Origin of the sequence: Kitasatospora sp. NPDC056531, assembly GCF_042794375.1 — a bacterium.
Taxonomy (GTDB): domain Bacteria; phylum Actinomycetota; class Actinomycetes; order Streptomycetales; family Streptomycetaceae; genus Kitasatospora.
Map to the genome: position 1 here is coordinate 195,097 of NZ_JBHTTU010000001.1, position 24,251 is coordinate 219,347.

The 24,251-nt window shown below is 72.2% G+C and carries 25 protein-coding genes; 12 read left to right on the forward strand and 13 right to left on the reverse strand.

The genetic code is table 11. From position 1 onward, the window contains the following. Nucleotides 1-419: 419 nt before the first annotated feature. On the forward strand, nt 420-902 hold the full coding sequence (locus tag ACFQ87_RS01035; protein WP_380608401.1) for a hypothetical protein: 483 nt from the start codon (nt 420-422) through the stop codon (nt 900-902). 84 nt (nt 903-986) lie between these two features. Here ACFQ87_RS01035 and ACFQ87_RS01040 read toward each other — a convergent pair whose 3' ends face one another. Continuing rightward, nucleotides 987-2,426, reverse strand: a complete 1,440-nt coding sequence (locus ACFQ87_RS01040; protein WP_380608402.1) for an MFS transporter — start codon at nt 2,424-2,426, stop codon at nt 987-989. 225 nt (nt 2,427-2,651) lie between these two features. Here ACFQ87_RS01040 and ACFQ87_RS01045 point away from each other — a divergent pair, with 225 nt between their 5' ends. Genes ACFQ87_RS01045 through ACFQ87_RS01055 form a run of 3 tightly spaced genes read left to right on the forward strand, consistent with a single transcriptional unit; the run spans nt 2,652 to nt 6,513 of the window. Next, complete coding sequence (locus ACFQ87_RS01045) at nt 2,652-3,491, forward strand: vWA domain-containing protein (RefSeq protein ID WP_380608403.1); 840 nt, start codon at nt 2,652-2,654, stop codon at nt 3,489-3,491. Further along, nucleotides 3,488-4,312 (forward strand): protein phosphatase 2C domain-containing protein, encoded by an 825-nt coding sequence (locus tag ACFQ87_RS01050; protein ID WP_380608404.1) that lies wholly within the window; start codon nt 3,488-3,490, stop codon nt 4,310-4,312. The genes ACFQ87_RS01045 and ACFQ87_RS01050 overlap by 4 nt, the downstream gene beginning before the upstream one ends. Nucleotides 4,313-4,326: 14 nt before the next feature. After that, nucleotides 4,327-6,513, forward strand: a complete 2,187-nt coding sequence (locus ACFQ87_RS01055; protein WP_380608405.1) for a hypothetical protein — start codon at nt 4,327-4,329, stop codon at nt 6,511-6,513. 27 nt (nt 6,514-6,540) lie between these two features. Here ACFQ87_RS01055 and ACFQ87_RS01060 read toward each other — a convergent pair whose 3' ends face one another. Together ACFQ87_RS01060 and ACFQ87_RS01065 are read right to left on the reverse strand one after the other, a co-directional pair. Next, entirely contained in the window at nt 6,541-7,029 is a 489-nt protein-coding gene (locus ACFQ87_RS01060) for a MarR family winged helix-turn-helix transcriptional regulator (RefSeq protein ID WP_380608406.1), read from the reverse strand. A gap of 63 nt (nt 7,030-7,092) precedes the next feature. Then, the gene (locus tag ACFQ87_RS01065) at nt 7,093-8,373 is read right to left on the reverse strand and encodes a glycosyltransferase family 39 protein (protein ID WP_380608408.1); all 1,281 of its coding nucleotides are present in this window, start codon (nt 8,371-8,373) and stop codon (nt 7,093-7,095) included. A 168-nt stretch (nt 8,374-8,541) separates the two neighbouring features. Here ACFQ87_RS01065 and ACFQ87_RS01070 point away from each other — a divergent pair, with 168 nt between their 5' ends. Then, nucleotides 8,542-9,129 (forward strand): DUF4291 domain-containing protein, encoded by a 588-nt coding sequence (locus tag ACFQ87_RS01070; protein ID WP_380608409.1) that lies wholly within the window; start codon nt 8,542-8,544, stop codon nt 9,127-9,129. Nucleotides 9,130-9,147: 18 nt separating this feature from the next. Here the strand turns inward: ACFQ87_RS01070 and ACFQ87_RS01075 are convergent, their stop codons facing one another. Beyond that, the gene (locus ACFQ87_RS01075; protein WP_380608410.1) at nt 9,148-10,824 is read right to left on the reverse strand and encodes an RICIN domain-containing protein; all 1,677 of its coding nucleotides are present in this window, start codon (nt 10,822-10,824) and stop codon (nt 9,148-9,150) included. Nucleotides 10,825-11,073: 249 nt separating this feature from the next. Continuing rightward, nucleotides 11,074-11,313, reverse strand: a complete 240-nt coding sequence (locus ACFQ87_RS01080) for a chaplin (protein WP_380608411.1) — start codon at nt 11,311-11,313, stop codon at nt 11,074-11,076. Between the two features lie 567 nt (nt 11,314-11,880). Between ACFQ87_RS01080 and ACFQ87_RS01085 the strand changes: the two genes are divergently transcribed. From ACFQ87_RS01085 to ACFQ87_RS01095, 3 genes are all read left to right on the forward strand, one after another. Beyond that, on the forward strand, nt 11,881-12,123 hold the full coding sequence (locus ACFQ87_RS01085; protein WP_380608412.1) for a chaplin: 243 nt from the start codon (nt 11,881-11,883) through the stop codon (nt 12,121-12,123). 100 nt (nt 12,124-12,223) lie between these two features. Further along, nucleotides 12,224-12,493 carry a chaplin gene (locus tag ACFQ87_RS01090; protein ID WP_380608413.1) on the forward strand — a complete coding sequence of 90 codons (270 nt, stop codon included), beginning with the start codon at nt 12,224-12,226 and terminating at the stop codon, nt 12,491-12,493. A 115-nt stretch (nt 12,494-12,608) separates the two neighbouring features. Beyond that, nucleotides 12,609-12,989: a hypothetical protein gene (locus tag ACFQ87_RS01095; protein ID WP_380608414.1), complete on the forward strand. Its 381-nt coding sequence runs from the start codon at nt 12,609-12,611 to the stop codon at nt 12,987-12,989. A 76-nt stretch (nt 12,990-13,065) separates the two neighbouring features. On the opposite strand, the gene ACFQ87_RS01100 is transcribed toward ACFQ87_RS01095, so the two are convergent. Then, nucleotides 13,066-13,773: a hypothetical protein gene (locus ACFQ87_RS01100; RefSeq protein WP_380608415.1), complete on the reverse strand. Its 708-nt coding sequence runs from the start codon at nt 13,771-13,773 to the stop codon at nt 13,066-13,068. 313 nt (nt 13,774-14,086) lie between these two features. Between ACFQ87_RS01100 and ACFQ87_RS01105 the strand changes: the two genes are divergently transcribed. The 3 genes from ACFQ87_RS01105 to ACFQ87_RS01115 all read left to right on the forward strand — a co-directional run bounded on the left by ACFQ87_RS01105 (nt 14,087) and on the right by ACFQ87_RS01115 (nt 15,341). Next, nucleotides 14,087-14,431 (forward strand): rodlet layer protein, encoded by a 345-nt coding sequence (locus tag ACFQ87_RS01105; RefSeq protein ID WP_380608416.1) that lies wholly within the window; start codon nt 14,087-14,089, stop codon nt 14,429-14,431. Nucleotides 14,432-14,517: 86 nt separating this feature from the next. Next, complete coding sequence (locus tag ACFQ87_RS01110) at nt 14,518-14,862, forward strand: rodlet layer protein (protein WP_380608417.1); 345 nt, start codon at nt 14,518-14,520, stop codon at nt 14,860-14,862. Nucleotides 14,863-15,074: 212 nt separating this feature from the next. Continuing rightward, nucleotides 15,075-15,341, forward strand: coding sequence for a hypothetical protein (locus tag ACFQ87_RS01115; protein WP_380608418.1), 267 nt, complete (start codon nt 15,075-15,077; stop codon nt 15,339-15,341). A gap of 61 nt (nt 15,342-15,402) precedes the next feature. Here the strand turns inward: ACFQ87_RS01115 and hemB are convergent, their stop codons facing one another. The 7 genes from hemB to ACFQ87_RS01150 form a co-directional block, all read right to left on the reverse strand. Next, nucleotides 15,403-16,383 carry a porphobilinogen synthase gene (hemB, locus tag ACFQ87_RS01120; protein WP_380608420.1) on the reverse strand — a complete coding sequence of 327 codons (981 nt, stop codon included), beginning with the start codon at nt 16,381-16,383 and terminating at the stop codon, nt 15,403-15,405. Nucleotides 16,384-16,456: 73 nt separating this feature from the next. Next, nucleotides 16,457-18,103 carry a uroporphyrinogen-III synthase gene (locus ACFQ87_RS01125; protein ID WP_380608421.1) on the reverse strand — a complete coding sequence of 549 codons (1,647 nt, stop codon included), beginning with the start codon at nt 18,101-18,103 and terminating at the stop codon, nt 16,457-16,459. Beyond that, a complete protein-coding gene (gene hemC / locus ACFQ87_RS01130; RefSeq protein ID WP_380608422.1) occupies nt 18,100-19,107 on the reverse strand; it encodes a hydroxymethylbilane synthase in 1,008 nt (335 codons plus the stop codon). Before hemC ends, ACFQ87_RS01125 begins: the two co-directional genes overlap by 4 nt. A 41-nt stretch (nt 19,108-19,148) precedes the next feature. Then, nucleotides 19,149-20,606 carry a glutamyl-tRNA reductase gene (locus tag ACFQ87_RS01135; protein WP_380608423.1) on the reverse strand — a complete coding sequence of 486 codons (1,458 nt, stop codon included), beginning with the start codon at nt 20,604-20,606 and terminating at the stop codon, nt 19,149-19,151. A 25-nt stretch (nt 20,607-20,631) separates the two neighbouring features. Then, nucleotides 20,632-21,534, reverse strand: a complete 903-nt coding sequence (locus ACFQ87_RS01140) for a redox-sensing transcriptional repressor Rex (RefSeq protein ID WP_380608424.1) — start codon at nt 21,532-21,534, stop codon at nt 20,632-20,634. A 101-nt stretch (nt 21,535-21,635) separates the two neighbouring features. Beyond that, the gene (locus tag ACFQ87_RS01145) at nt 21,636-22,382 is read right to left on the reverse strand and encodes an exonuclease domain-containing protein (RefSeq protein ID WP_380608425.1); all 747 of its coding nucleotides are present in this window, start codon (nt 22,380-22,382) and stop codon (nt 21,636-21,638) included. 163 nt (nt 22,383-22,545) lie between these two features. Next, entirely contained in the window at nt 22,546-22,821 is a 276-nt protein-coding gene (locus ACFQ87_RS01150) for a glutaredoxin family protein (protein ID WP_380608426.1), read from the reverse strand. A 128-nt stretch (nt 22,822-22,949) separates the two neighbouring features. Between ACFQ87_RS01150 and ACFQ87_RS01155 the strand changes: the two genes are divergently transcribed. Then, the gene (locus ACFQ87_RS01155) at nt 22,950-23,966 is read left to right on the forward strand and encodes an HAD family hydrolase (RefSeq protein WP_380608428.1); all 1,017 of its coding nucleotides are present in this window, start codon (nt 22,950-22,952) and stop codon (nt 23,964-23,966) included. Nucleotides 23,967-24,251 lie beyond the last annotated feature (285 nt).

The following is a 24,251-nucleotide window of genomic DNA, read 5'->3' on the forward strand; positions in this document are numbered from 1 at the left end:
ACTGTTGTCTGTACGGTTGTCCGTGACGGTTGTCCGTGACGGGTTGTCCGTACGGACGGGGCCGCTGGCTGCCCCGGAGCACGGACCAGTCAGACTGTGTACACAGAGTGCGCGAGCGCTCCGGTTGTGTGCAGGGGTGTGGAGAGGACTGCTGTCGGCCGCGAGTGGGTAGGGCCCGCGAGTGGGTACGACGGCGCATGACGGGTAAGGAGCACGTCCGGAGGGACGCCGGGCGTGCGGGGGTCTGTCGATTCCGGCGAATTCCGGTGAGGATGGTCCGAGTGTCCGAGGCGCAGGACGGCTACGACGAGGCCGCGGGGGGCTCCCGCAGGCCCGCCGAAGCCGCACGCGGGGGTACGGGAGCGGGTACGGGTCGTGGTCGCCGCGGCGGCGAGAGGCGGGGTGAGGGACGCGTGGGGGTGACGTACAAGTACTTCGGCGCACCGGACCGCGCCACCGCCGCCAGAGTCCCCACCGCCCTCGGCCCGGGCGGCCTCGGCCTGGACGCCGGCGAACTCGGCGCGCTGGGGCGGCTCGGCGACCTGATGGAGACCAGCGGCTCCCCCACCGGCCACCTCTCCACCAAGATCAAGCCGGAGACCATGAGCGCCATGGTCCTCACCGGCATCCAGGGCGTCCCGCTGCACCAGGTCCCGCCGCTGGAACTCGTCGTGCTGCACCCCGACTACGCCGTCGTCCAGCTCCCGCACAACGTGGTCGAACCGCTCCGCAAGGCCGACGTCACCGAGCTCGGCGCGGCCGCCTTCATCTGGTCCACCGTCCCGGACCGGCGCGGGCCGCGCGACGCCTTCGTGATCTACAGCATGCTGCACGAGTGGCAGGACTTCGCCAACCGGCTGCACGACGCCGGGCACCAGCTCTACTGCCTGGTCTGGCCGTAGCGCCGGGCCCCGACCCGCTGAACGCGGACCGGGGCCCGATCGGCCGACGACGAGCCAGGAATCACTCACTCACTTACCCGATCGTCAGTTCCTGGCGGCCGGTCGGAGCACCACCGCCGCCAGCACCAGCGCCACCGCGAGCAGCCCGGCGGCCACCGCGAAGGCGAGCCGGAAGCCGCCGGTGAGCGCGTCCGGCGCGCAGTGCCCGGCGGCGAGCAGGGCGCCGGTACGGCCGTCGGCAAGGGTGGTCAGCACCGCGACCCCGAGCGCGCCGCCGACCTGCTGGCTCGTGTTGAACAGGCCGGAGGCGGTCCCCGCGTCCTCCGGGCCCGCGCCCGACATGCCGAGCACGGCGAGCGCCGAGAGCACCAGCCCGCCGCCGCCGATCAGCAGCATGGTCGGCAGCAGGTGGGCGACGTAGTCGGCGTCGGACGGCAGCCGGGCCAGCAGGCCGAGCGCGACCACCAGCACGGCCAGGCCCGCCAGCAGCACCGCGCGCTCACCGAACCGGGCGCTCAGCCGGGCCGAGAGCAGCAGCGACACCGCGCCGATGGCGACCGCGGCCGGCAGCATGGCGAGACCGGTGGCGGCCGCGCCGTAGCCGAGGACCTGCTGCATGTAGAGGGCGACCAGGATCTGGAAGGCGAACATCCCGGAGATGGTCAGGATCTGCACGGCGTTGGCCCCGGAGACGCTGCGGGAGCGGAACATCCGCAGCGGGAGCAGGGGCTGGGCGGCCCGGGCCTGGCGGAGCAGGAAGGCGGCCAGCAGGACCAGCGAGAGCGCGCCGAGCCCCAGGGTGCGGGCGGAGGCCCAGCCGTGGGCACCGGTGCCGACGATGGTGTAGATGCCGAGCATCAGGGCGGCGGTGATCAGCGCGGCGCCCAGCGCGTCGGCGCCGGCTCGCAGACCCGGGCCGCGCTCGGATTCCAGCACCCGGACGGCGAGCAGGGCGGCCGCGAGGCCGAGCGGCAGGTTGATCAGGAAGATCCAGTGCCAGCTGAGGGCCTGGGTGAGCACGCCGCCGAGGACCTGGCCGATCGAGGCGCCGGCCGCGCCGACGAAGCTGAACGCGCCGATCGCGCGGCCCCGTTCGCCCGGCTCGGGGAAGAGCGTGACGATCATTCCGAGGCTGACCGAGGAGGCCATCGCGCCACCGATGCCCTGCAGGAAGCGGGCGGCGATCAGCATCCCCTGCCCGGTGGCGAGGGCGCAGAGCAGCGAGGCCGCGGTGAAGAGGGCGAGTCCGGCGACGAAGACCCGCTTGCGGCCGATCAGGTCGCCGAGCCGGCCGGCCAGCAGGAGCAGCCCGCCGAAGGCGATCAGGTAGGCGTTGACCGTCCAGGTGAGGTCGGCGGGCGAGAAGTGCAGGTCGTCCTGGATGGCGGGCAGCGCGACGGTGACGATCGAGCCGTCCAGGATGATCATCAGCATCCCCGCGCAGAGCACCGCGAGGGCCAGTGCGCGGGAGCGGACGGGGATCGCGGCCGCCGCGTCGGGCGCGGCCGGGGCGTGCGTGGTCATGGCAGGTCTCCCGGTTCGTCGAGTACCGGGAAGGACGCTATCAGATTGTTTTGTTCGGGACTATCTATCTAGGGAGCAAATCCTCGTGCACGTCTCCGCGAACGAGCAAAATCCCTCTCTCCCATACGACATGTGACGCGCTTCGATACCCTCTGGTCCGACGACGAACGTTCGACGCACTTCCCCCACCCGTCTGACCGCCCCTCCACGCCCTGGAGCAGTCGCATGTCGTACACGGCCGAGATCAGCCGCACCAATCCCACGGCCATCATCTTCCTGGTGGACCAGTCCGCTTCCATGAGCGATCCGATCGGCGGCGAGGTGCCCAAGAGCAAGGCCGAGGTGGTGTCGGACGCCATCAACCGCCTGCTCACCGAGCTCTCCATCAAGTGCGCCAAGGAGGAGGGGGTTCGCGACTACTTCCATGTCGCGGTCATCGGATACGGGCACACGTCTGTGGGTTCCGCCTTCAACGGCGATCTGTCCGGCCGGGATCTGGTGCCACTGAGCCAGGTCGCGGACAATCCGTTCCGCGTCGAGTCGCGCACCAGGAAGGTGCCGGACGGCGCCGGCGGGCTGGTGGAGACCGAAACCAAGTTCCCCGTATGGATGGCTCCCGTCGCCAACGGCGGAACGCCGATGAACCGGGCGCTGCAGTACGCCGACCAGCTGGTCGCCCGATGGGTGGAGGAGCACCCGGGCAGCTTCCCCCCGATCGTGCTCAACCTCTCCGACGGGGAGTCCACCGACGGGGACCCCACCTCGACAGCGATCGGCATCGCCTCACAGGCCACCGCGGACGGCGCCGCGCTCCTCTTCAACCTCCACGTCTCAGGCGCGGGTGGACAGCCCGTCACCTTCCCGGACACCGACGCCGCCCTTCCCGACCAGCACTCCCGACTCCTGTTCACGATGTCCAGCGTGCTCCCCAGCCACATGCGGTCGTACGCGGCGTCCCAGGGCTACCAGGTCAGCGAGTCGACCCGGGGCTTCGTCTACAACGCGGACATCACCTCCGTCGTCCAGTTCCTCGACATCGGCACCCGGGCGACCGAGCTCCGGTGACGCATCGGCCGATCTTCGTCACGAGCCTGCGGACACCCAAGCTGGGCAACAGCGAAGACGAGTGCGAAGACGCGCTCGCGGTCTGGCCGGCCACGGCCGCCGAGGAGGCGGTGGCCGGCGACCGGCTGATCGCCGCGGTGTCAGACGGCGCATCAGAGAGCGCACTGGCAAAGGACTGGTCGAAGACGCTGGTCCGGGAGCTCGTCGACCGGGCCCGCATCGACCCGTCCGTCCTGGCCGGATCCCGGGAGACGTTCGCCGCCCTTGCCGCGGACCTGGTACGCGGCTGGGACTCCTACCTGGAGGAGTACGTCGCGGGTCGCGCCCGGGACGGCAGACCCGTGCAGTGGTATGAGGAGCCCAAGTTCGAGCGGGGCGCCTTCGCCACTCTCCTGGCCGTCCAGGTGGAGCGCGCGGCCGACGACGGGTACCGCTGGCAGGCCGCCGCACTGGGCGACAGCTGCCTCATCCAGATCAGGGACGGGCAACTGCTCACCAGCTTCCCGCTCACCGACCAGCAGGACTTCGGCACCACGCCCAACCTGTTCGGCAGCCGGAACCGTGACTCCGAACTGATCACCGCTCGAACGCGGTTCGCCACGGGCACCCTCCAGGAGGGCGACGACCTCTTCCTGGCGACGGATGCCATGGCGGCCTGGATCCTCGGCCTGGGTGAAGAACTCAGCGCAGAGCTAGCCGAGTTGACCGACCGCACCCGACCGAACGATCTCAAGGGTTTCGAGGAATGGGTCACCTCGTTGCGGATGGCCGGGCGACTCCACAACGATGACGTCGCCCTGATCCACATCGACGTGGCGTAGAGGGTGAGTTGAGCGTGGCGAGATCTCATGCCACCGGACCGACGCGGACGTTTCCCACCGGTGGCGACTACGCGACCGCACTGCAGAACCCCCGTCTGTGCTTCCGGGATCCCGAGCTGGCAGGCTCGACGCCTGCGCTGACCAAGCTCGGCCTGCCTCGGGCCAATTCCGGGAACTTCGCGAGCGTCTTCTCCGTCACCTCGGCGATCGGCCACCGGTACGCGCTGAAGTGCTTCACCCGTGAGGTCGGTGACCAGGAGAGCCGTTTCCACGCGATCAGCAACGAGCTCGGCCGGATCGCCGACGCCTCGCTGTCCCAGCCGTGGAAGATGGGGTTCGAGTACCTGCCCGACGGCATCCTGGTCAACAACGAGCGGTATCCCATCCTCAAGATGCAGTGGGTGGAGGGCATCACTCTCTCCGCCTGGCTCGAAACCCATTTCGCCGACCGGTCGGCCGTGGGCGCGCTCGCGGCCAGGTTCGCCGACCTGGTCGCCGATCTCGCCGCCGCTGGGATCGCCCACGGGGACCTCCAGCACGGCAACCTCCTCGTCGCCAAGGACGGCACCTTTCGGCTGGTCGACTACGACGGCATGTTCGTCCCGACCCTCGGGGGCCTTCCGGGCACCGAGAACGGTCACCGCAACTACCAGCCCCCCAATCGCTCGGCCGGTGACTTCGGGCCCGGCATGGACCGCTTCTCCGCGTGGGTGATCTACCTGTCGCTGATCGCACTGTCCGTAGAGCCCGCCCTCTGGCACCAACTCCACGAGGACGGCGGCGAGTACCTGCTGCTGTCCGAGGACGACTTCAAGAACCCGGCCGCCTCCAGCCGCTTCCCGGCTCTGGTCCACCACGGCGACCGTTCCGTCCGCGAACTCGCCGAACGCGTCCAGGACCTGGTCGGCCGGCCGCTCGCGACGCTACCGAACCTCAGCGCCCTGGCCCAGCCCGCGAGCGCCGTCGGCCCTCCACCTCAGGTGCCCTCCCCCAGGGGTCTCCTGCCGCAGTGGATGGAAGGCCATGTCGCGCCTGCGGCCGCAACCACGACCCCACCGCCCGCCCCGGCGCAGACCGCGCCGGGCGGCCCGCAGGGGCCGGTCACGGCAACGGGCTTCGCCCGGCACCGCCGCATGGACGTCCTGGCGTCCGTGCTCCTGCCGCTCGCCATCATCGCCCCGGCGGTGTTGTTCCTCACCCCGGCCCTGTTTCCGGTCGGCATCGTCTGCGCCCTGGTGTCCGCCCTGTTCGTCCGACAGGCCCGCCGCGCCCGCCCGGAGTTCCGTGCAGCCGTAGAGCTGCGCCGGGCGCTCGACCAGCTGGAAGCAGAAGCGGAGCACCAGACGGGGATCCTGGCCCGCATCGACCAGAGTCGGACCGACCTCGACCGGGACGAGGCGGCGCTCCCGGCCGCGCGCCAGGCCGGACAGCAGCGCCTGGACAAGACGCTCCAACAGCAGCACGCCGGTTTCGAAGCCGACGCGGCAGGGCGGCGCAGGACGCTTGAGCAGCAGTCGGCACAGCTCTCGGGCGCGGAACAGGCCGAGGTTCAACGGGCGCTGAATGCCCTGCGCGCGCAGGTGGTGCACGAGCGCCTGCGCAAGAAGAGGATCAGCGCGGCACAGCTGCACCAGTTCGGCCCCAAGACGGTGGGGGAGCTCGCGGCGTACGGAATCGCGACCGCCGCCGACTTCACCGAAATCAAGCTCGTCTCCACCGGCAGTTACGGGTCGATCACCGCCTACATCGTCCGCCCGAACGGACAACGTGTGAAGGTTCGCGGCATCGGCCCCCAGAAGGCACAGACCCTCGAAGCCTGGCGCGGGCGTTGCGAGGCCGCAGCCCTCGGCCAGGCCCCGACGGCTCTCGACCAGCAGCGTCGCGGCGAGATCGCCGCCCGCTACGCGATCGAGCGCGGAAGGATCACCAAGGCTCTCCACGATCTGACCAGCGCGACCCAACGGCTGAAGGACGAAGCGGCCAGGAAGATCGCCGGCGAACGGCAGAGTCTGCTCCTGGAGCACCAGAAGCGGGCCGAGGAGCTGAAACGAGCGCGGCTGGATCTCGACCGGGAGGCTGCCGCCCTCCGGTCCGGGCTCATCAACCAGCACCGCCTCACGGCCGCCCGCCAAGCGGCCGAGGAGCACCGCCGCGCGGTGACCCGCCGCCGGTACGTCCGGTTCATCTACACCGGTGCCTAGCCGTGCGGGCGTGGATCCGCCGCCGCGTCAGCCCCTGGGGCGGCGGGCGCGGCGGACGGTGCGGTCGCTCTCGACCGGCTCCGCGAGGTGCCCGTCCACCAGGCGGGTGAGGGCGGAGACGAAGGCGTCCTGTTCGGGCTGCGGCAGCGACTCCAGGAGTTCGCGGTGCACCCGGTCGGCGATCTCGGTGCCCTTCACCACGGCGCGGGCGCCCTCCTCGGTGACCGAGATGATCCGGGCCCGGCGGTCGGTGGCGGACGGGCGGCGCTCGGCCAGGCCCGCCTTCTCCAGCTCGTCGACGGTGACCACCATGGTGGTCTTGTCCAGGTCCGAGAGCTCGGCCAGCTGGATCTGGGTGCGCTCGGCCTCCTGCGCGTGGAACAGCACGCAGTACGCGCGGGGGGTGATGCCGAGCTCGGTGAAGGCGGCCGCCATCCGGGTCGCCAGCACGTGGCTCGCGTGGTCCATCAGGCCGGAGATGTCGCGAATCTGGCGCACGGGCGGGATCGTCGTCATACGTCCGAGGTTAGCAACGGCCCGTCTGCTGCCGGATGATCCCGTTGCCAACCAACACCCTGGTTACGGGATACCCAACTCGAACAGCGCATACCCCGCGTACCAGCCCGCCGCGATGGCCGGCATCGCGAACAGGCCGATCAGCGAGGAGGTCCGCACCCGGCGCAGCGCCACCGCCAGGCCGATGAACAGCGGGAAGGCGGGCAGCAGGTAGCGGGAGATGTTGCCGAAGATCTGGTTGCTGCTCAGCGCGGTGAAGATGGTCAGCGCGGTGTACACCCACAGGACCAGCGGCGGGCGGACCCGCCAGAGCAACACCAGCAGGCCGGGCAGGGCGATCAGCAGGGCGATCGCGATCAGGTCCGGGACGGGGTTGGACTGCCAGAAGTCCCAGTGGCCGGTGATCACGTCCATGATCGTGCGGAGGGTGGAGGAGCCGAAGTCGAAGTAGCGGTTCCAGGCGCCGCGCTGGAGCTTGAAGTAGCCGCCCCAGTCGCCCATCCGCCAGCCGACCCAGGCCACGTAGCCGATCAGGCCCCACGGGGTGATCAGCATCGCGGTCAGCGGGCGGGCCACCCCGTCGGTACGGCGGATCAGCGCGACCAGCGCGGCGATCGACACCGCCGCGATCAGCGCCGCGGCGGTCGGCCGGTTCAGGCCCGCCACCAGTGCGAGCAGGCCGGCGGCCAGCCAGCGGCGGGTCATCACGCAGTAGCAGGCCCAGGCGGACAGCGCCACGAACAGCGAGTCCGAGTAGATCGCCCACTCCACGCCCGAGCCCGGGAACAGGCCCCAGATCACCGCGGCGATCACGCCCGCCCGGAAGCCGCCGAGCCGCTCGGCGATCGCGAAGATCCCGGCCGCGGCGACCAGTGAGGCGACCACCGAGACCACGATCCCGGAGCCGTACGGGCCGAGCCCGGTGACCGCGCCCACCAGCCGCATCAGCCAGGGGTAGAGCGGGAAGAAGGCGGCCGAGTTCTCGTAGTAGGTGGCCAGCGGCCAGCCGTGCAGCGGGATCAGCTGCGGGTCGTAGCCGTTCTCGGCGATCCGCTGGTACCAGACGCCGTCCCAGGTGCCCAGCACGTCCCACGCGTGGGCGCCGCCGCCGCGGCCGACCTGCTTCTTCAGGTAGTCCCCGGTGTGCTCCAGCAGCACCAGGAAGACGGTCAGGCCGATCGCCTTGACCACCGCGTACGCGCTCAGCGCGGGCGCGAAGCGGTCCACCAGCGCGCCGAACCGACCGGGCACCCGGCCCGCCCGCTCCTCGGACCGCTCCTCGGCCGGCGCCACCGGCGACTCGGGCTCGGTACTGGACGACTCGGTGCTCGATGCCGTGCTCATCTGGTCTGGGTACTCCCCGCCCCGCTCAAGGTGCGCGCGGCTCCGGCGCAACGATTTTCCCGTGAGCCTACGGCACGCCCCCACCGGCTCCACCCTCCCCCGCCGCCCTCCCCCGCCGCCCGGAAAACCCCTGGCGCCCGGAGCGCGGCGCCCGCGACGATTCCGCCCATGCCGTCCCAGCCGCCGAAGCACCAGATCCGGGCCCTCCACACCGCCGACACGATCACCGTCTACCAAGCCTTCCCGCCGCACATCGCCGAACCGGCGGCGGCCGAGGGGCGGTTCCCGGAGGCGTTCAAGCGCGACCGGATGACCTGGATCAAGCCCTCGTTCCTCTGGATGATGTACCGCAGCGACTGGGCCCGAAGTGCGGGCCAGGAGCGGGTGCTGGCGGTGGAGATCAGCCGGGAGGGCTTCGACTGGGCGCTGGAACGGGCGGTGCTGAGCGCCTACTCCGGTCGGGTGCACACCTCGCAGGCGGAGTGGAAGCGGGAGCTGCGGCAGAGCCCGGTGCGGGTGCAGTGGGACCCGGAGCGCGGCCCGAACCTGGGGGCGCTGGAGTGGCGTGCGATCCAGGTCGGGCTGCGCGGCGAGGCGGTGCGGCGCTACGCGGACGAGTGGATCCGACGGATCACGGACGTCACCGCGCTGGCCGACCGGATGCGGCGGGAGCGCGATCCGGCGCTGCTGCCGGTCGAGGGGCCGTACCCGATGAGCGCGGCCGTCGCCGCCCGGCTGGGGGCGGCGACGGCCTGAGGCACTCCCGGGCCCGCGTCAGCTGTGCAGGTAGACGATGCCGAGCTTGGTGAGCTGCCAGAGCTGGGCCGGGGCTCCGGTGTCCTGGGCGAGTTCGACGTAGGGGTTGCCCTTGGCGTCGAGGTCGGCGCCGGCGGCGAGGACCTTGGTGGGGTCGGCGGAGTCGGCGATCTCGTAGTTGCCGTTGCCGGCCGGCTTGAAGATCCAGTGCTGGTTGGCTCCCCCGTTGCAGCCCCACTGCTGGATCCGGGTGCCGACGGCGGTGGCGGCGGCGTTGGCGTCCAGGCACATGCCGCGGTTGCCGCTGAAGTCCAGCTCGTAGCTGCCGCCGGCCTTGGCCTCCAGGACGAAGGACTGGTTCAGCGAGCCGCCGGCCGGGTAGCTGATGGCGGCCCGGCCGTTGGTGGAGTCGCCGTACGTACCGCCGCCGGTGAGGTCGAGGGCGTTGCCGGTGGCCGCGTTGGTGAGCTGGTACCAGGAGCCGTCCTCGGGGACGTCGCCGAAGGGCTTGCCGGGGGTGAGCGGCTGAATGGACGTGGTGTTCTGCTGGTTGAGGGTGCAGTACGCCTCCGGCTGGTCGGGCTTGGCGAAGAACTGGCCGAGGCAGACGCCCTCACCGCGGTAGCCGGCCACCCGCAGGTGGTACGACTGGCGGACCATGTTCATGCACAGTCCGGGGATGCCGATCTGCGAGTCGCAGCCGTTGCGCGCCCACTCGGAGAGGTTGATGACGTCCCCGTTGCTGTACTCGTACGGCGAACTGGTCCACTCCGCGCACACCTCGTGTCCGAAGGCGACCCGCCGCTGGTCCAAGTACCGCACGCCGGGCACCTGTTCGGCCGCCCCGCGGAGCGCGTCGCTGAACGTCGGCACGACCCAGTTGTGGCCCCAGGCGAGGTCCTCCGGGAAGGCCGGGCAGCCGTCGGCGATCTTGCCCAGGTAGTCGTTGCGCCGGATGTCCGGGGTGATCGGGTTGAAGTACGACTGGTAGACCAGCTGGTACGAGGAGTCGGCGTACCCGGCCTTGCGCATGGTCTGCCGGATGTTCTGCAGCGCGGCCACGACCTTGGGCTGGACCCGCTTGGCGCGCTGGCGGATCTCGTCGCTGCCGATGGTGTCCCGGCAGCCCTGGTCCTTGGGGATCGGGAAGTACTGCGCGAGGCAGTGCATCATGATGCCGCTGAAGTCGAAGTCGTCGTTGGCGCCGATCGTGACGACGACCAGCTTGACGTCGTACTTGCCCGCCACGTCCGCGAGTTTGACGTCCTGCTTGGGCTCGCCGTAGTCACCGCTGCCCGATCCGGTGATCTTGGCCAGCTCGGGGTCGCTCACCAGGTCGCCGGTCTGGGCGCCGGAGCAGGCGAGGTCGATCGGGGTGACCCCGGGGATGTCGGTGGTGAAGATCTCCGACTTGGGATGGCGGTGGCAGTAGTTGGTGGGGCTGTCGGTCTCCGGGAAGTAACCGTCGTTGGTGTCGGTGCCGGCGCCCTCCCCGGAGATGGCGCTGTCGCCGAGGGCGACGATCGCGGCCGGGCGGGTGGCGTCGGGCGCCGGGGTCGGGGCGGTGTCGGCGAGGGCGGCGGGGGCGCCGGCCAGGCCTAGGGCGGCGACGAGGACGCCGGTGGCGAGCAGCGCCGCGGACCGGGATGCGCCCGTTCGCGTTCGCCGCCCCGCTGGGATGCGGAACCTGATCACACGCGACTCCTTGCGAGGGGGGTGGGGGGAGCCGCCCGGCCGGGGGCGCCGAGCGGCGCGGAGCAAGAGAGGAGCAGGAAAGGTGAGCAGGTCTCACATTCTAGGTACTGACAAGTAGTGCAACAAGGCTTGTGACACGACCGCGCATTGACGCGGCGGCAGCGGCGGGCGCACGAAAAGAGCCGCCGTTCCGCGCCCCAGGAGGGAAGCGCGGAACGGCGGCTCTCACCGGCCGAACCGGGGGTGGAATCAGCCCACGTTGGCGCAGTGGTTGCCGAACGCCGGGTTCAGCAGGCCGGCGGCGTCGACGGTGTTGCCGCACAGGTTGATCGGGATGTGCACCGGGACCTGGATCTGGTTGCCCGAGATGACACCGGGGGAACCGGCGGCGACGCCCTCGGCGCCAGAGCTGGCCACGGCGGTGCCGGCGCCGACGGCCACGATGCCCACCACGGCCGCGCCGACGGCGGCGGTCTTCTTGATGCTCATGCGAGCCTCCTGACTGTTCAACAGAGATGCACGGGGAGTGCGACATCTAGAACGACACCCGTCCGGACCGGTTGCGACGGTGCGCGCACAGTCACCCGCCTGGAGCAATGGGGCCGCTGACCGGCATTCGGGTGATCGACGGGTCGAGCCGTTTCCCCCCGCGCACCGCCTCGTTCTCCCTGGCGAAGACGGTCCAACCGGCCCTACTCATGAATCGAGTACCGCCCATGCGCAGCTCGCCCACGGTCTCGTCGGCACCGAGGCCACCGGCAAGTCGGTCGGCGTGGCGGGCCCCCCAGAACCCGGCGTTCGGCGACACTGCCTGAACGCCTGACCGGGAATTCCTGGTCGCGCCTTTACCCGAACCGTTCCCGGCCGTGCGGGAATTGTTCGCCTGGCGCTGGAACAACGCGGTGGCTGCGTCGACGCCCGAGCCATGGGCGGAACACGCCGATGTGCGCCGCCGGAGTGACAATCACGGCAATCCCTGAAGCCATCGGGCCGGCATTCCTGCTCGCCCGGCTCCCGAAATTTCCGTTTCGTCGGGCAGAAACTCGGAGGAAAATCATGCGCAACCTCAAGAAGGCCGCCGCCCTGTCGCTGGCCACCACCGGCCTGGTGCTCGGTGCCGCCGGTGGCGCGTTCGCCAGCTCGGGTGCCGAGGGCGTGGCCGCCGGCTCCCCCGGTGTGCTTTCCGGCAACCAGATCCAGGTGCCGATCCACATCCCGCTCAACCTGTGCGGCAACACCCTCGGCGCCACCGGCATCCTGAACCCGGCCTTCGGCAACAAGTGCGCCAACATCGGCTGAACCGGCGGTCGCCGCACCGGCGACAGCTGATTCACCGAGCCGTGCCGCGCCCCGCGGCACGGCACGCTCCACCCGTGTGTGATCGAGGAGATCAACCCCCATGCAGAACGTGAAGAAGGTCGCTGTCCTCTCCGCCGCCGCTGCCGGCCTGGTGCTGGGCGCGGCGGGTTCCGCCGCCGCCAACTCGGGCGCCCAGGGCGTGGCCGCCGGCTCCCCCGGTTTCGTCTCCGGCAACCAGCTCCAGGTGCCGCTGGACATCCCGATCAACCTGTGCGGCAACACCCTCGGCGCCGGAGGCCTGCTGAACCCGGCCTTCGGCAACAGCTGCGCCAACGTGGAGGTGCACCCGAAGCACGAGGACGACTGCTGATCCCCGATCGGCACGTGTTCCGGCCGAACTGCCCCCCGACCAGCCGGCCGGGGGGCAGTTCGGCATTCCCGGGCGGGCCGCCTGGGAAAACCCGATCCACCGAAGGGTGAACCGCATGGTTTCGATGAAGAGCGGGGCGGGCCTGGCCGCCGCCGTGGGTGCCGTGGTGCTGCTCGGCGCCGGTTCGGCCCAGGCCGCCACCCCGTCCGGGCAAGCGCCCGCGGCCGGCCCGGCCTCGCTGGCCAAGACCGACGTCGGGCAGGCGCTGAACGGGACAACGGCCGGCCTCGGCTACGGCGTCGCGCCGATCAAGAGCCTGCGTCTGGACCCGTGGGCCAACTCCTCGGCCGACGTGCTCAACAACGGCGCGACCGTCCAGCCGGACCAGGGCCTGGCCCCGGTGGGCACCGGCACGCTGACCGGCCCGCTGAGCGCGGGCGGGGGCGTCAAGGACCTTCCGCTGGTCGGCGGACTGACCGGCACCCTGCCGGGCTGAGGCCGGGCGCGACGGAGCCCGGCACCCCTCCTCGCATCAGGGGTGCCGGGCTCCACCGCGCCCGGGGCGCGTCGACTCAGAGCTTGGTCAGACCGGCCAGCCCGCTCTGCTGGACCACGCCGGTGGCGGTCGCGGTGGTGGTGTCGGCCAGGTCCGTCCGCTGCAGGACGCCGGTGGCCGTCGCGGTGGTGGTGTCGGCCAGGTCGTTGACCTCATCGGTGACGGAGAGCCGGCTCCGATCGCCGCCGAGGCTGGCCGTGGCCCCGGGCACGGTCTGCACGGCGCCGGGCACCAGGCGCGGGTCCACTTCGTCCACCTTGAGCCGGCCGTCCGCCAGCTGGCCGGTGCCGTCGTGGACCAGCGCCAGCGGCTTGCCGACGTCCAGGCCGGGGGTCTTGGCGTTCAACGGGGCGGCCGGGGCCTCCAGCAGCACCTCACCGAGGTCGGCACCCTGGTCGACCAGCGGCAGCGGCAGCTGGGCCTTGGCGCTCGGGCCGACCTTGCCGGTGGCCAGCTGGGGCACCAGGTGGTCCGGGAGCAGCCCGTTGTCGGTGGTCCGGCCGGACACCGGCGGCATGAGCAGCGAGGTCGGGATGTCGGAGTGGACGTGGCTGCCCAGCGGGGCGAGCGGTACGTCCGCCGGCACCTGCTGGGTGGCCAGCTTGTCCTCCAGGGCTCCGAGCTGGTCGGGGCTTACCGGGGCGGCGCAGGCCGCTCCCTGGGAGGCGAGCACGCCCGCACCGACCGCCAGCAGCATCGCGCCGGCCCGCTTGGAGAACTTCATGCTTTTCACCGTTCTGCCTGTCCGTACTGAAGGCGTACTGGAGATCTATGAGGGAGGGCTGCGGGGCCGCAGCCGGAAAGCAATCTGCCTCAACGAATGGCCGCGAGTTCGGATTGCGGGCATTAACCGGTTCGGCCTAATAATCCGACCGAAACCCCCCCTTCGACGCGCCTCCCGGAATCTTTTCAAAAATCCCCGTAACCTTCCGTGCCGTCATTCTTTGATCTGGACGTCAGTGACTGCAGATCGGGTCTGAGCGTTCTACGCGTTGTACCGCACGGAAACCGAAAGCATTTCAGAGAGGGATCTCCCCATGATCCAGAAGTCCTTCGCCGCCGCCGGCCTGGCCGTCGCCGCGCTGGCCGCCGCCGCCGCGCCGGCCGCCGCCATCGGTGACGCGGACGGTGCCGCCGCCTCGATCGAGGGCAACGGCGGCACCAACTTCACCGGGACGGTCGGGAACAACAGCCCGAACTTCCATTTCCTGGACAACGCGAACGTCTGCCTCCCCGAGATCCACAACATCGCCGTGAGCGGGGTCGGTCTGGCCATCCCGGTCGAGGTCCCGATCGCCAACAGCGGTGGCAGGCAGTACTGCACCCAGGGCCAGGGCACCCAGAGCCACGGCGACGCGGGCGTGTCCCACCTGGTCGGCTGACCGGTCCCCCTCGCGACTCTCCCCCGAACCACCCCCGAACCACCCTCGAATCGCTCCCCGGTTCACCTTTGAGAGGAAAACCAGAAATGATCAAGAAGTCCCTCGCCGCCGCCGGACTGGCTGCCGCCGCCCTCGCGATGTCCGCCGGCTCGGCCTCCGCCATCGCCGACTCTGACGGCGCCGCCACCACGGTCCAGGGCAACGGCGGCACCAACCAGACCGGCACCCACGGCAACGGCAGCCCGAACTTCCACACCCTGGACAACCCGAACATCTGCCTGCCGGAGATCCACAACATCGCGCTCACCGCCGCCGGCGCCGCGGTGCCGATCGAGGTGCCGATCCTGAACAGCACCCCGAAGCAGATCTGCAACGTCGGCCAGAACACCCAGTCCTCGGGCGACGCGGGTGTCTCGCACCTGATCGGCTGATCAAGGGGCATGGCACGGACGGAGGGTCCGGGGAGGAAGGTCTCCCCGGGCCCTCCGGGCTTGCGGGACGAGGAATCCGACCGGGCCGACGGCTCGGCCGGGTGAGCGTCCGTCCGGCCCGGCGCGTGGGGCGCCGGGCCGGACGGGCGGGATGTGATCACGAGTCAGAGGCAGAGCGCCCGCGGGGGCGCTCCCACAGAGAGGGCAGATCCATGAAGAGCAAGCTGGCCAAGGCCGCCCTGACCGCCACCGCCGCGCTGGCGCTCGCCGGTGCCGCCACCCCGGCGTTCGCGCACGTCGGCCTCGAGGGCGGCGGGGGCATCGTCGCCTCGGCCGACGAGCCGTTCGTGGCCGGCGGGGGCTGGGGCGTCGCCCACACCTCCGACGTCATCGCCGGCGGCAAGGGCGGCGGCGCGGCCACCGCCACCGACCTGGCCGGCGGCGGCAAGGGCTTCGCGCACATCAACGGCTGGAAGTAGTACGCCGGAAGGCCGGGTCGCTCCCCACGGGGAACGGCCCGGCCTTCCGTCTGCGCCCCTACTACTTGAGCATCGCGGCGGCCTCGACCGCCCAGTACGTCAGGATCTGCTCGGCGCCGGCCCGGCGGATCGAGGTGAGCGTCTCCAGGATGGTGCGCTCCCGCTCGATCCAGCCGTTGGCGGCAGCGGCCTCCACCATCGAGTACTCGCCGGAGATCTGGTACGCGGCCACCGGCACCGGCGAGACGTCGGCGACCTGCCGCAGGACGTCCAGGTACAGCATGGCCGGCTTGACCATCACCAGGTCCGCACCCTCGGCGAGGTCCAGCTCCAGCTCGCGCAGGGCCTCGCGGGCGTTGGCCGGGTCCTGCTGGTAGGTCTTGCGGTCACCCTTGAGCGAGGAGTTGACGGCCTCACGGAACGGGCCGTACAGCGCGGAGGCGTACTTGGCGGTGTAGGCGAGGACGCTGACGTCCTGGTGACCGGCATCGTCCAACGCCCTGCGGATGACGGCGATCTGACCGTCCATCATGCCGGACGGGCCGACCATGTGGACACCGGCCTCGGCCTGGACCACGGCCATCTCGGCGTAGCGCGCCAGGGTCGCGTCGTTGTCCACACTGCCGTCCTCGGCCAGCACGCCGCAGTGGCCGTGGTCGGTGAACTCGTCCAGGCAGAGGTCCGACATGACCACCAGCTGGTCGCCGACCTCCGCGACCACGTCACGGATGGCCTGCTGCAGGATCCCGTCCGGATTGGTCCCCTCGGAACCGACGGCGTCCTTCACCTCGGGCAGGCCGAACAGCATGATGCCGCCCACACCGGCCTCGGCGGCCTCCACCGCGGCCTTCCGCAGGGAGTCCCGGGTGTGCTGGACCACGCCGGGCATCGAGGTGATCGGCTTCGGCTCGGTGATGCCTTCGCTGACGAAGGCGGGCAGGATCAGCTCCGCCGGGTGCAGCCGGGTCTCGGCGACCAGGCGGCGCATCGCCGGGCTCTGGCGCAGCCGGCGGGGGCGAACGTACGGGAATTCAGCGGACACGGCTTCTCTCTCCGAACGGTTGTGCCGTGCCGGGGGCGGTGAACCGCCGCCCCCGGCACACTGGTTGGGACCCTCAGCGGGCCTTGCGGCGCGAGCCCGGACGGCGCTCGCTGGGCCGGTAGACCGGCTCGCCCGCGGCCGTCGCGGTGTCGCGGCGCTTGGCCCCGAAGTCTGCCAGCGCCTGGGCCAGCGCCCCCGCCGACGGCGCCGGAGCCATCACGTCGACCCGCAGGCCGTGCTCCTCGGCGGTCTTGGCGGTGGCCGGGCCGATGCAGGCGATGACCGTGACGTTGTGCGGCTTGCCGGCGATGCCGACCAGGTTCCGGACGGTCGAGGACGAGGTGAACAGCACCGCGTCGAAGCCGCCGCCCTTGATCGCCTCGCGGGTCTCGGCCGGCGGCGGCGAGGCGCGCACCGTCCGGTACGCCGTCACGTCGTCGACCTCCCAGCCGAGCTCGACCAGGCCGGCCACCAGGGTCTCGGTGGCGATGTCGGCGCGCGGCAGCAGTACCCGGTCGATCGGGTCGAAGACCGGGTCGTACGGCGGCCAGTCCTCCAGCAGCCCGGCCGCGGACTGCTCGCCGGAGGGCACCAGGTCCGGCTTCACGCCGAAGTCCACCAGGGCCTGCGCGGTGGTCTCGCCGACCGCCGCGACCTTGATGCCGGCGAACGCGCGGGCGTCCAGGCCGTACTCCTCGAACTTCTCCCGGACGGCGCGGACGGCGTTCACCGAGGTGAAGGCGATCCACTCGTAGCGGCCGGTGACCAGGCCCTTGATGGCCCGCTCCATCTGCTGCGGGGTGCGCGGCGGCTCGACCGCGATGGTCGGCACCTCCTGCGGCACCGCGCCGTACGAGCGCAACTGCTCGGACAGGCCGTGGGCCTGCTCCTTGGTGCGCGGCACGAGGACGTTCCAGCCGAACAGCGGCTTGGTCTCGAACCACGAGTGCGAGGCCCGGTGGGCGACCTGCTCGCCCACCACGGCTATTACCGAGGTCGCCGGGTCCACCGGGGCGGAGACCGGCGAGGGCAGCACCCGGGCGGCCTTCAGGTCGGCCGCGATGGCGGACAGCGTGGAGGTGAAGGTGCGCTGGCGCGTGGTGGTGCCGGAGAGCGTGGCGCTCAGCGCCGAATCCGGCTTGCGGCCGTTGGAGACCAGCGCGTTGGCGGTGGCCGGCAGCTGGCCCAGGGTGGTGCGGACCACCAGGGTGGTCTCCGGCGCGCCCAGGTCGACCGGGCCGCCGGACAGCAGCTGGGCGCCGTCCACGAAGCGGACGTCGGCGCCGGCCGCGCCGCGCAGCGGGACACCCGCGTAGGCCGGGACTCCGACCGACTGGGCGACGCCCGGGATCACCTCGAAGGGGATCCCGTCGCCCGCGCAGCTGAGCATCTCCTCGGCGGCGCAGCCGTCCAGGCCCGGGTCGCCGTCGACGGTACGGACCACGTGCTTGCCGGAGCGGACGGCCTCGGCGACCAGCTTGGCCAGGTCGAAGTCGGTGCCCTCGGCGGCCGGGGTGTGCACCTGCACACCGGCGGGACAGTGGGTGCGCACGGCCGCCGCGGTCAGCGGGTCGGCCACCAGGATGTCGGCCGAGGACAGCACCTCGACCGCGCGCAGGGTCAGCAGACCCGGGTCCCCGGGGCCCGCGCCCAGGAAGGTGCACCGTCCGGTCGGCTGGCCGGCCGGGAACAGGGCGTCGGTGGCGGCGGTGGGGCTCATCGGGCTCGCTCCCCCATCAGGGCGGCCGCGCCCGCGTCGAGCAGCCGGGCGGCCAGGGCGTGGCCGAGGGCCCGCGCCTGCTGCTCGGCGGTCTCGTCGAGGACGATCGGACCGTTGGCGGACATCTTCAGCAGGGCGGTGCCGTCGGGGTTGCCGACCACACCGTCCAGCCGCAGTTCGTTCTCCCGGCCCCAGGTGGCCAGTGCGGCCACCGGGGCCGAGCAGCCGGCCTCCAGGGTGGCCAGCAGGGCGCGCTCGGCGGCCACGGCGACCCTGGTGGGGGCGTGGTCCAGCAGGGCGAGCGCGGCGGCCAGATCGGTGTCGGCGGCGGTGCACTCGATCGCGAGCGCACCCTGGCCGGGGGCCGGGATCATCAGCTCGGGGTCGAGGTGCTGGGAGATCTCGGCGCTGCGGCCGAGCCGGTTGAGGCCGGCCGTGGCCAGCACGACCGCGTCCAGCTCACCGCCGGTCACGTAGCCGATCCGGGTGTCCACGTTGCCGCGGATCGCGACGGTCTCCAGCTGGGCGCCGCGGGCGACCGCCCAGGCGTTCAGCTGGGCCATCCGGCGCGGCGAGCCGGTGCCGATCCGGGCCGGGCGGCCGGCGCCGGCGAGCTTCTCCACCAGCTCGTCCAGGTTCAGGCCCTCGGCCGCGACCAGGGCGTCCCGAACGTCCTCGCGCTCGGGCACGGCGGCCAGCACCAGGCCCTCGGGGGAGGCGGTGGGCAGGTCCTTGAGCGAGTGCACGGCGAAATCGATCCGGCCCTCCAGCAGCGCGTCCCGCAGCGCGGAGACGAACACGCCGGTGCCGCCGATCTGCGCGAGCGCCTCCCGGGAGGTGTCGCCGTAGGTGGTGATCTCGACCAGCTCGACGGGGCGCCCGGTGAGCCTGGTCACCTCGCGGGCGACCATGCCCGACTGGGCCATGGCGAGCGCGCTGCGCCGGGTGCCGAGCCGCAGGGCGGGGGCTCCCGGGGCCTGCTCGGTGAGCGGTTGACCATTCATGACGTGATCGTCCCGGTGGTACTCGTGGGATGGCTGACGGTTCATCTGGTGCCCCCGCCCGAGGGCTGGGGCCGGCCGCCGACGGGCGTGCCCGACACGGCGTGCACGGCCGCCGGGTCGAGGTCGAACAGCTCGCGGAGGGCGTCCGCGTAGGAGGCGCCGCCGGGCTCGGCGGCCAACTGCTTCACCCGGACTGTCGGGGCGTGCAGCAGCTTGTCGACGACGCGACGGACGGTCTGGGTGATCTCGGCGCGGGAGCGCTCGTCCAGGTCGGGCAGCCGGGAGTCCAGCCGGCCCAGCTCGGCGGCGACCACGTCGGAGGCCATCGCCCGCAGCGCGACCACGGTCGGCGCGATCCGGGCGGCCCGCTGGGCGGCGCCGAAGGCGGTCACCTCGTCGGCGACGATCCGGGTGACCTGGTCGACGTCGCCGGCGCCGGGGCTGGCGGCGTGCGCGTGGGAGAGGCTCTCCAGGTCGACCAGCAGGGCGCCGTCCAGCTCGTGCACCGCGTGGTCGACGTCGCGCGGCATGGCGAGGTCGAGCAGGGCGAGCGGTTCAGTGACCGCGCGACTCGCCTCCGGGCGCTCAGACCCGGCGCCGACACTCCTCGCTCCGGCACTCGCTGCGCTCGCTTGTCGCTCGTCGCTTTCGGCACCGGCGCGCCCTTCGGCTCGCGCACCAGTGCGGAGGGCGACGGCGGCGGCCACGTCCTCGGCCTTGATCACCACGCCGGCCGCGCCGGTGCAGGAGATCACCAGGTCGACGTCGGCCAGCGCCTGCGGCACCTTCGCGAGGTCGAGGGTGCGGGCCACGTCCGGGCCGAGGATCTCGACCAGGCGCTCGGCGCGGGCCGGGGTCCGGTTGGCGATCAGCAGGTCGGTGACGCCGGAGCGGACCAGGGTGGCGGCGGCCAGCGAGCTCATCGAGCCGGCGCCGACCACCAGCGCGCGCTTGCCGGCGATCTCGCCCGCGCCCGCCGCGACCTGCTCCAGGCCGAAGGTGACCAGCGACTGGCCGGCCTTGTCGATGCCGGTCTCGCTGTGCGCCCGCTTGCCGACCCGCAGGGCCTGCTGGAACAGCTCGTTCAGGCCGCGCCCGGCGGTGTGCTCGTCCTGGGCCTTGGCCAGCGCGTCGCGCAGCTGGCCGAGGATCTGGCCCTCGCCGACCACCATCGAGTCCAGGCCGCAGGCCACCGAGAACAGGTGGTGGACGGCGCGGTCCTCGTAGTGGACGTACAGGTGGGAGGTCAGCTCCTCCAGGTCCACCCCGCTGTGGTGGGCCAGCAGCAGCGACAGCTCGGCGACGCCGGCGTGGAACTTGTCCACGTCCGCGTACAGCTCGATCCGGTTGCAGGTGTTGAGCAGCGCGGCCTCGGCGACGGTCGAGGTGGCGGCCGCGTCGTGCAGCAGCCGGGTCGGGACCTCACCGGTCAGCGCGGCGCGCTCCAGTACGCCGACCGGTGCCGTCCGGTGGCTCAGTCCGACGACGAGAAGACTCATGCCCGCCCCCCACAGCTCTCCGTGTTCATGCGGGCATCACCGCAGACAGCTCGCCCTCGCCGCCCTTGGCGGACTTGCCCTTGGCCGACTGCTCGGCCTGGTCCTTGGTCGCCGGCTCGCCGGAGCGGCCCTTGCCGTTGCCGCCGCCGGCCGCGCGGCGCAGCTTGGCGGCCGCCGCCCGGACCGGACCGGGGGCGCGGTCCAGCACCGACTCGGTGCGGTCCGGCTCCTCACCGGCCTTGCGCTGCTCGTGGAAGGCGAGGATCTGCAGCTCGATGGAGAGGTCCACCTTGCGCACGTCCACGCCGTCCGGGACGGTCAGCACGGTCGGGGCGAAGTTGAGGATGCTGGTGACGCCGGCCTCGACCAGCCGGTCGCAGACCTGCTGGGCGGCGCCGGGCGGGGTGGTGATCACGCCGATGGAGACGTGCTGGCTCTCGACGATCGACTCCAGCTCGTCCATGTGGCGCACCGGGAGTCCGGCCGCGGTGGAACCGACCACGTTGGGGTCGGCGTCCAACAGGGCGGCGACCCGGAATCCGCGGGAGGCGAAGCCGCCGTAGTTGGCGAGGGCGTGCCCGAGGTTCCCGATGCCGACGATGACGACCGGCCAGTCCTGGGTCAGGCCGAGCTCGCGGGAGATCTGGTAGACGAGGTACTCGACGTCGTAGCCGACGCCGCGGGTGCCGTAGGAGCCGAGGTAGGAGAAGTCCTTGCGCAGCTTGGCCGAGTTCACGCCGGCCGCGGCGGCCAGTTCCTCGGAGGAGACGGTCGGCACCGAGCGCTCGGAGAGCGCGGTGAGGGCCCGCAGGTAGAGGGGCAGGCGGGCGACGGTCGCCTCCGGGATGCCCCGGGCACGCGAGGGTCGGCGCGCGGCGCCCTGGTCGGGCGTCTGCGAACTGCTCTGTGGTGATCGGCCGATTGCCACGGTGCTCCTGTGGGTGAAGCTGGGCTTTGACAGCCAGGCTATGCGTTTGTGAACGTGTGCACAAAGATGGTGTCCGTTTTGTCCACGCACAGTGACACGCATCACGCCGTCGAGCTCATAGCACCGGCCTTGGTCAGGACCACTTCCGGGGCCTGGGAACCGGGCAGCCAGGGGCCGTACGACGCCTCCCGGCGCAGCAGCGGGACGGCGGTCCCGGACGGCCGGGAGCGGGCCCGGCCCAGCCGCGGCCAGGGCACCCGGGCGGCCTCGCGCAGCGGGCCGGCCCAGTCGTCCGGCGGGCAGGACGGGGCGCCCAGGCAGTGCAGCAACAGCTCGGCGGTCACCCGGGCGTCGCCCAGCGCGGTGTGCGCCGGGTACCAGCCGAGGCCGGCCGCCTCCACGCAGGCCGCCAGGCCGTGGCTGCGGGCCTGCGGCAGGTGCTCACGGGCCAGTCGCATGGTGCACAGCAGCGGGACGGGCGGCAGCGGCACCCCGATCCGGGCGAACTCGCGGTCCAGGAAGGCGTGGTCGCAACTGACGTGATGGCCGACCAGCACCCGGCCGGCCAGCAGCTCCAGCAGCCTCGGGGCGATCTCCCTGAAGCGCGGGGCGCCCACGACGTCGGCCTGGCGTATCCGGTGCACGTGGGTCGGGCCGACCGGGCCCAGCGGGTCCAGCAGGGTGGCGAACTCGCCCTCGGGGCGGAGCCGCTCGTCCAGCAGCACCACCGCGACCTCGACCACCCGGTGCCGCCACGGGCTGCGGCCGGTCGCCTCCACGTCCACCACGGCGAAGCCCCGGTCGCCCTGCGGGGCTTCGGGCATCCCTGGGGTCGGGCGGGGAAGCATGGCGGCACTCCTCGTGTGCTCAGCCCCCCATGGGCGCAAACGCGTTCGATCGTAAGCCGACCGCGGTGCCCCGCCCCAAGCCGAAACGGAGTGTCTTTGGCAACGATTCGGCGAACCGCCCCCGCCGGTCGGCGGGGGCGGCGGTGTACGGACGGACGCTTGATCAGGCGCCGAGGGCGGTGCGCAGGCGGCGTTCGTCGACCCGCCAGAAGTCGTGCTGGCGGCCGTCGATCAGGGTGACCGGGATCTGCTCCCAGTAGCGGCGGTACAGCTCCTCGTCCTGGGTGATGTCCTTCTCCTCGAAGGTCGCGCCCAGCTCCGCCGCCACCCGGACGATCACCTCCCGGGCCTCGTCGCACAGGTGGCAGCCGGGCTTGCCGACCAGGGTCACGGTACGGTCGGCCGGCTGGGGGCTCTTACGTCGCAGCAGTGGGCTCACCGGCCCATTGTCCGCCACCCGTCCGCCCGCCTCCGGGACGCGCCCGGGGCGGGGCCGGGGCAGCTGTTCACCGGGTGGGCACGGCTCCGTCACGGCCACTCCCCGCCCGGCTGGCTATGCTCGGTGACATGGCCGTGCTCCGAAGGCTCACCCAGGCGAGGCGCTCCACCACCGAGCGGAGCGCCCCGGCGGGCGAGGCCGTGGCCGAGGCCGGCGAGGCCGCCGCCGAGGCGGCCGAGGCCGCGCTTCGCGCCGAGCCCCGGCCCGCGCCCGTCCCCGTCGACGTCCCGGCGGCCGACGCCCCGGCGCCGGGCCGGCCCGGGAAGGCGCCCAAGGCCCCGGTCGAGAACCACACCCCCGACCCGGACGACCCCCGCGCCGCCGCCTTCTTCGACTGCGACAACACCATCCTGCGCGGCGCCGCGATCTTCTACCTCGGGGTCGGCCTCTACCGCCGCGGCTTCCTCACCCGCCGCGACATCGCCCGCTTCGCCTGGCAGCAGGCGCTGTTCCGGCTGCACGGCACGGAGGACCCGGACCACATCTCGGACGCCCGGAACACCGCCCTCGGGATCGTCGCCGGCAAGCCCACCGCCGACCTGGAGACGATCTGCGAGGAGATCTTCGAGCAGGTCGTGGCCGACAAGATCTGGCCCGGCACCCGCGCCCTGGTCCAGATGCACCTGGACGCCGGCCAGCGGGTCTGGCTGGTCACCGCCGCCCCGCTGGAGGTGGCCCGGATCATCGCCCGGCGGCTCGGCATGACCGGCGCACTCGGCACCGTCGCCGAGGCCCGGGACGGCGCCTACACCGGCCGGCTGGTCGGCGACCTGCTGCACGGCCCGGCCAAGGCGGCCGCGGTGCGCGCGCTGGCCCGGCACGAGCGGCTCGACCTCGACCGCTGCGCCGCTTACAGCGACTCGGCCAACGACATCCCGATGCTCTCGCTGGTCGGCCACCCGTACGTGGTGAACCCGGACGGCGCGCTGCGGCGGCACGCCCGGGCGCAGGGCTGGCGGGTGCGGGACTTCCGGACCGGGCGCAAGGCGGCCCGGGTGGGGCTGCCGGCGGCGGCCGCGGTCGGGGTGCTGGCCGGCGCGACGGCGGCCGGGGTGGCGTTGCGGCGCCGTCGCCGGCGCGGCTGAACTCCCCTCCGCGCGGCCGCGGACACCCCTGCGCGGGCCCTCCCCCGGGCGGGTGACCGGACGTCAACCAGGCCTCTGACCTGGCCCCTCGTACGAGCGAACTCCCGCTTCCCACAAGGCCGTCCGGGCCGCAGTACGAACCTGCCACCCGGTGACCGGTTCTGATCGTTCGCCAGACCGGGAAAGTCAGGGGTTGCCGAGCCCGAAGGCTGGGAAACCGCCCACAGAACCATTGAATTGGTCACCCTGAGCGCCCGAACGATCACGTTGAGCTGGATGAACGAT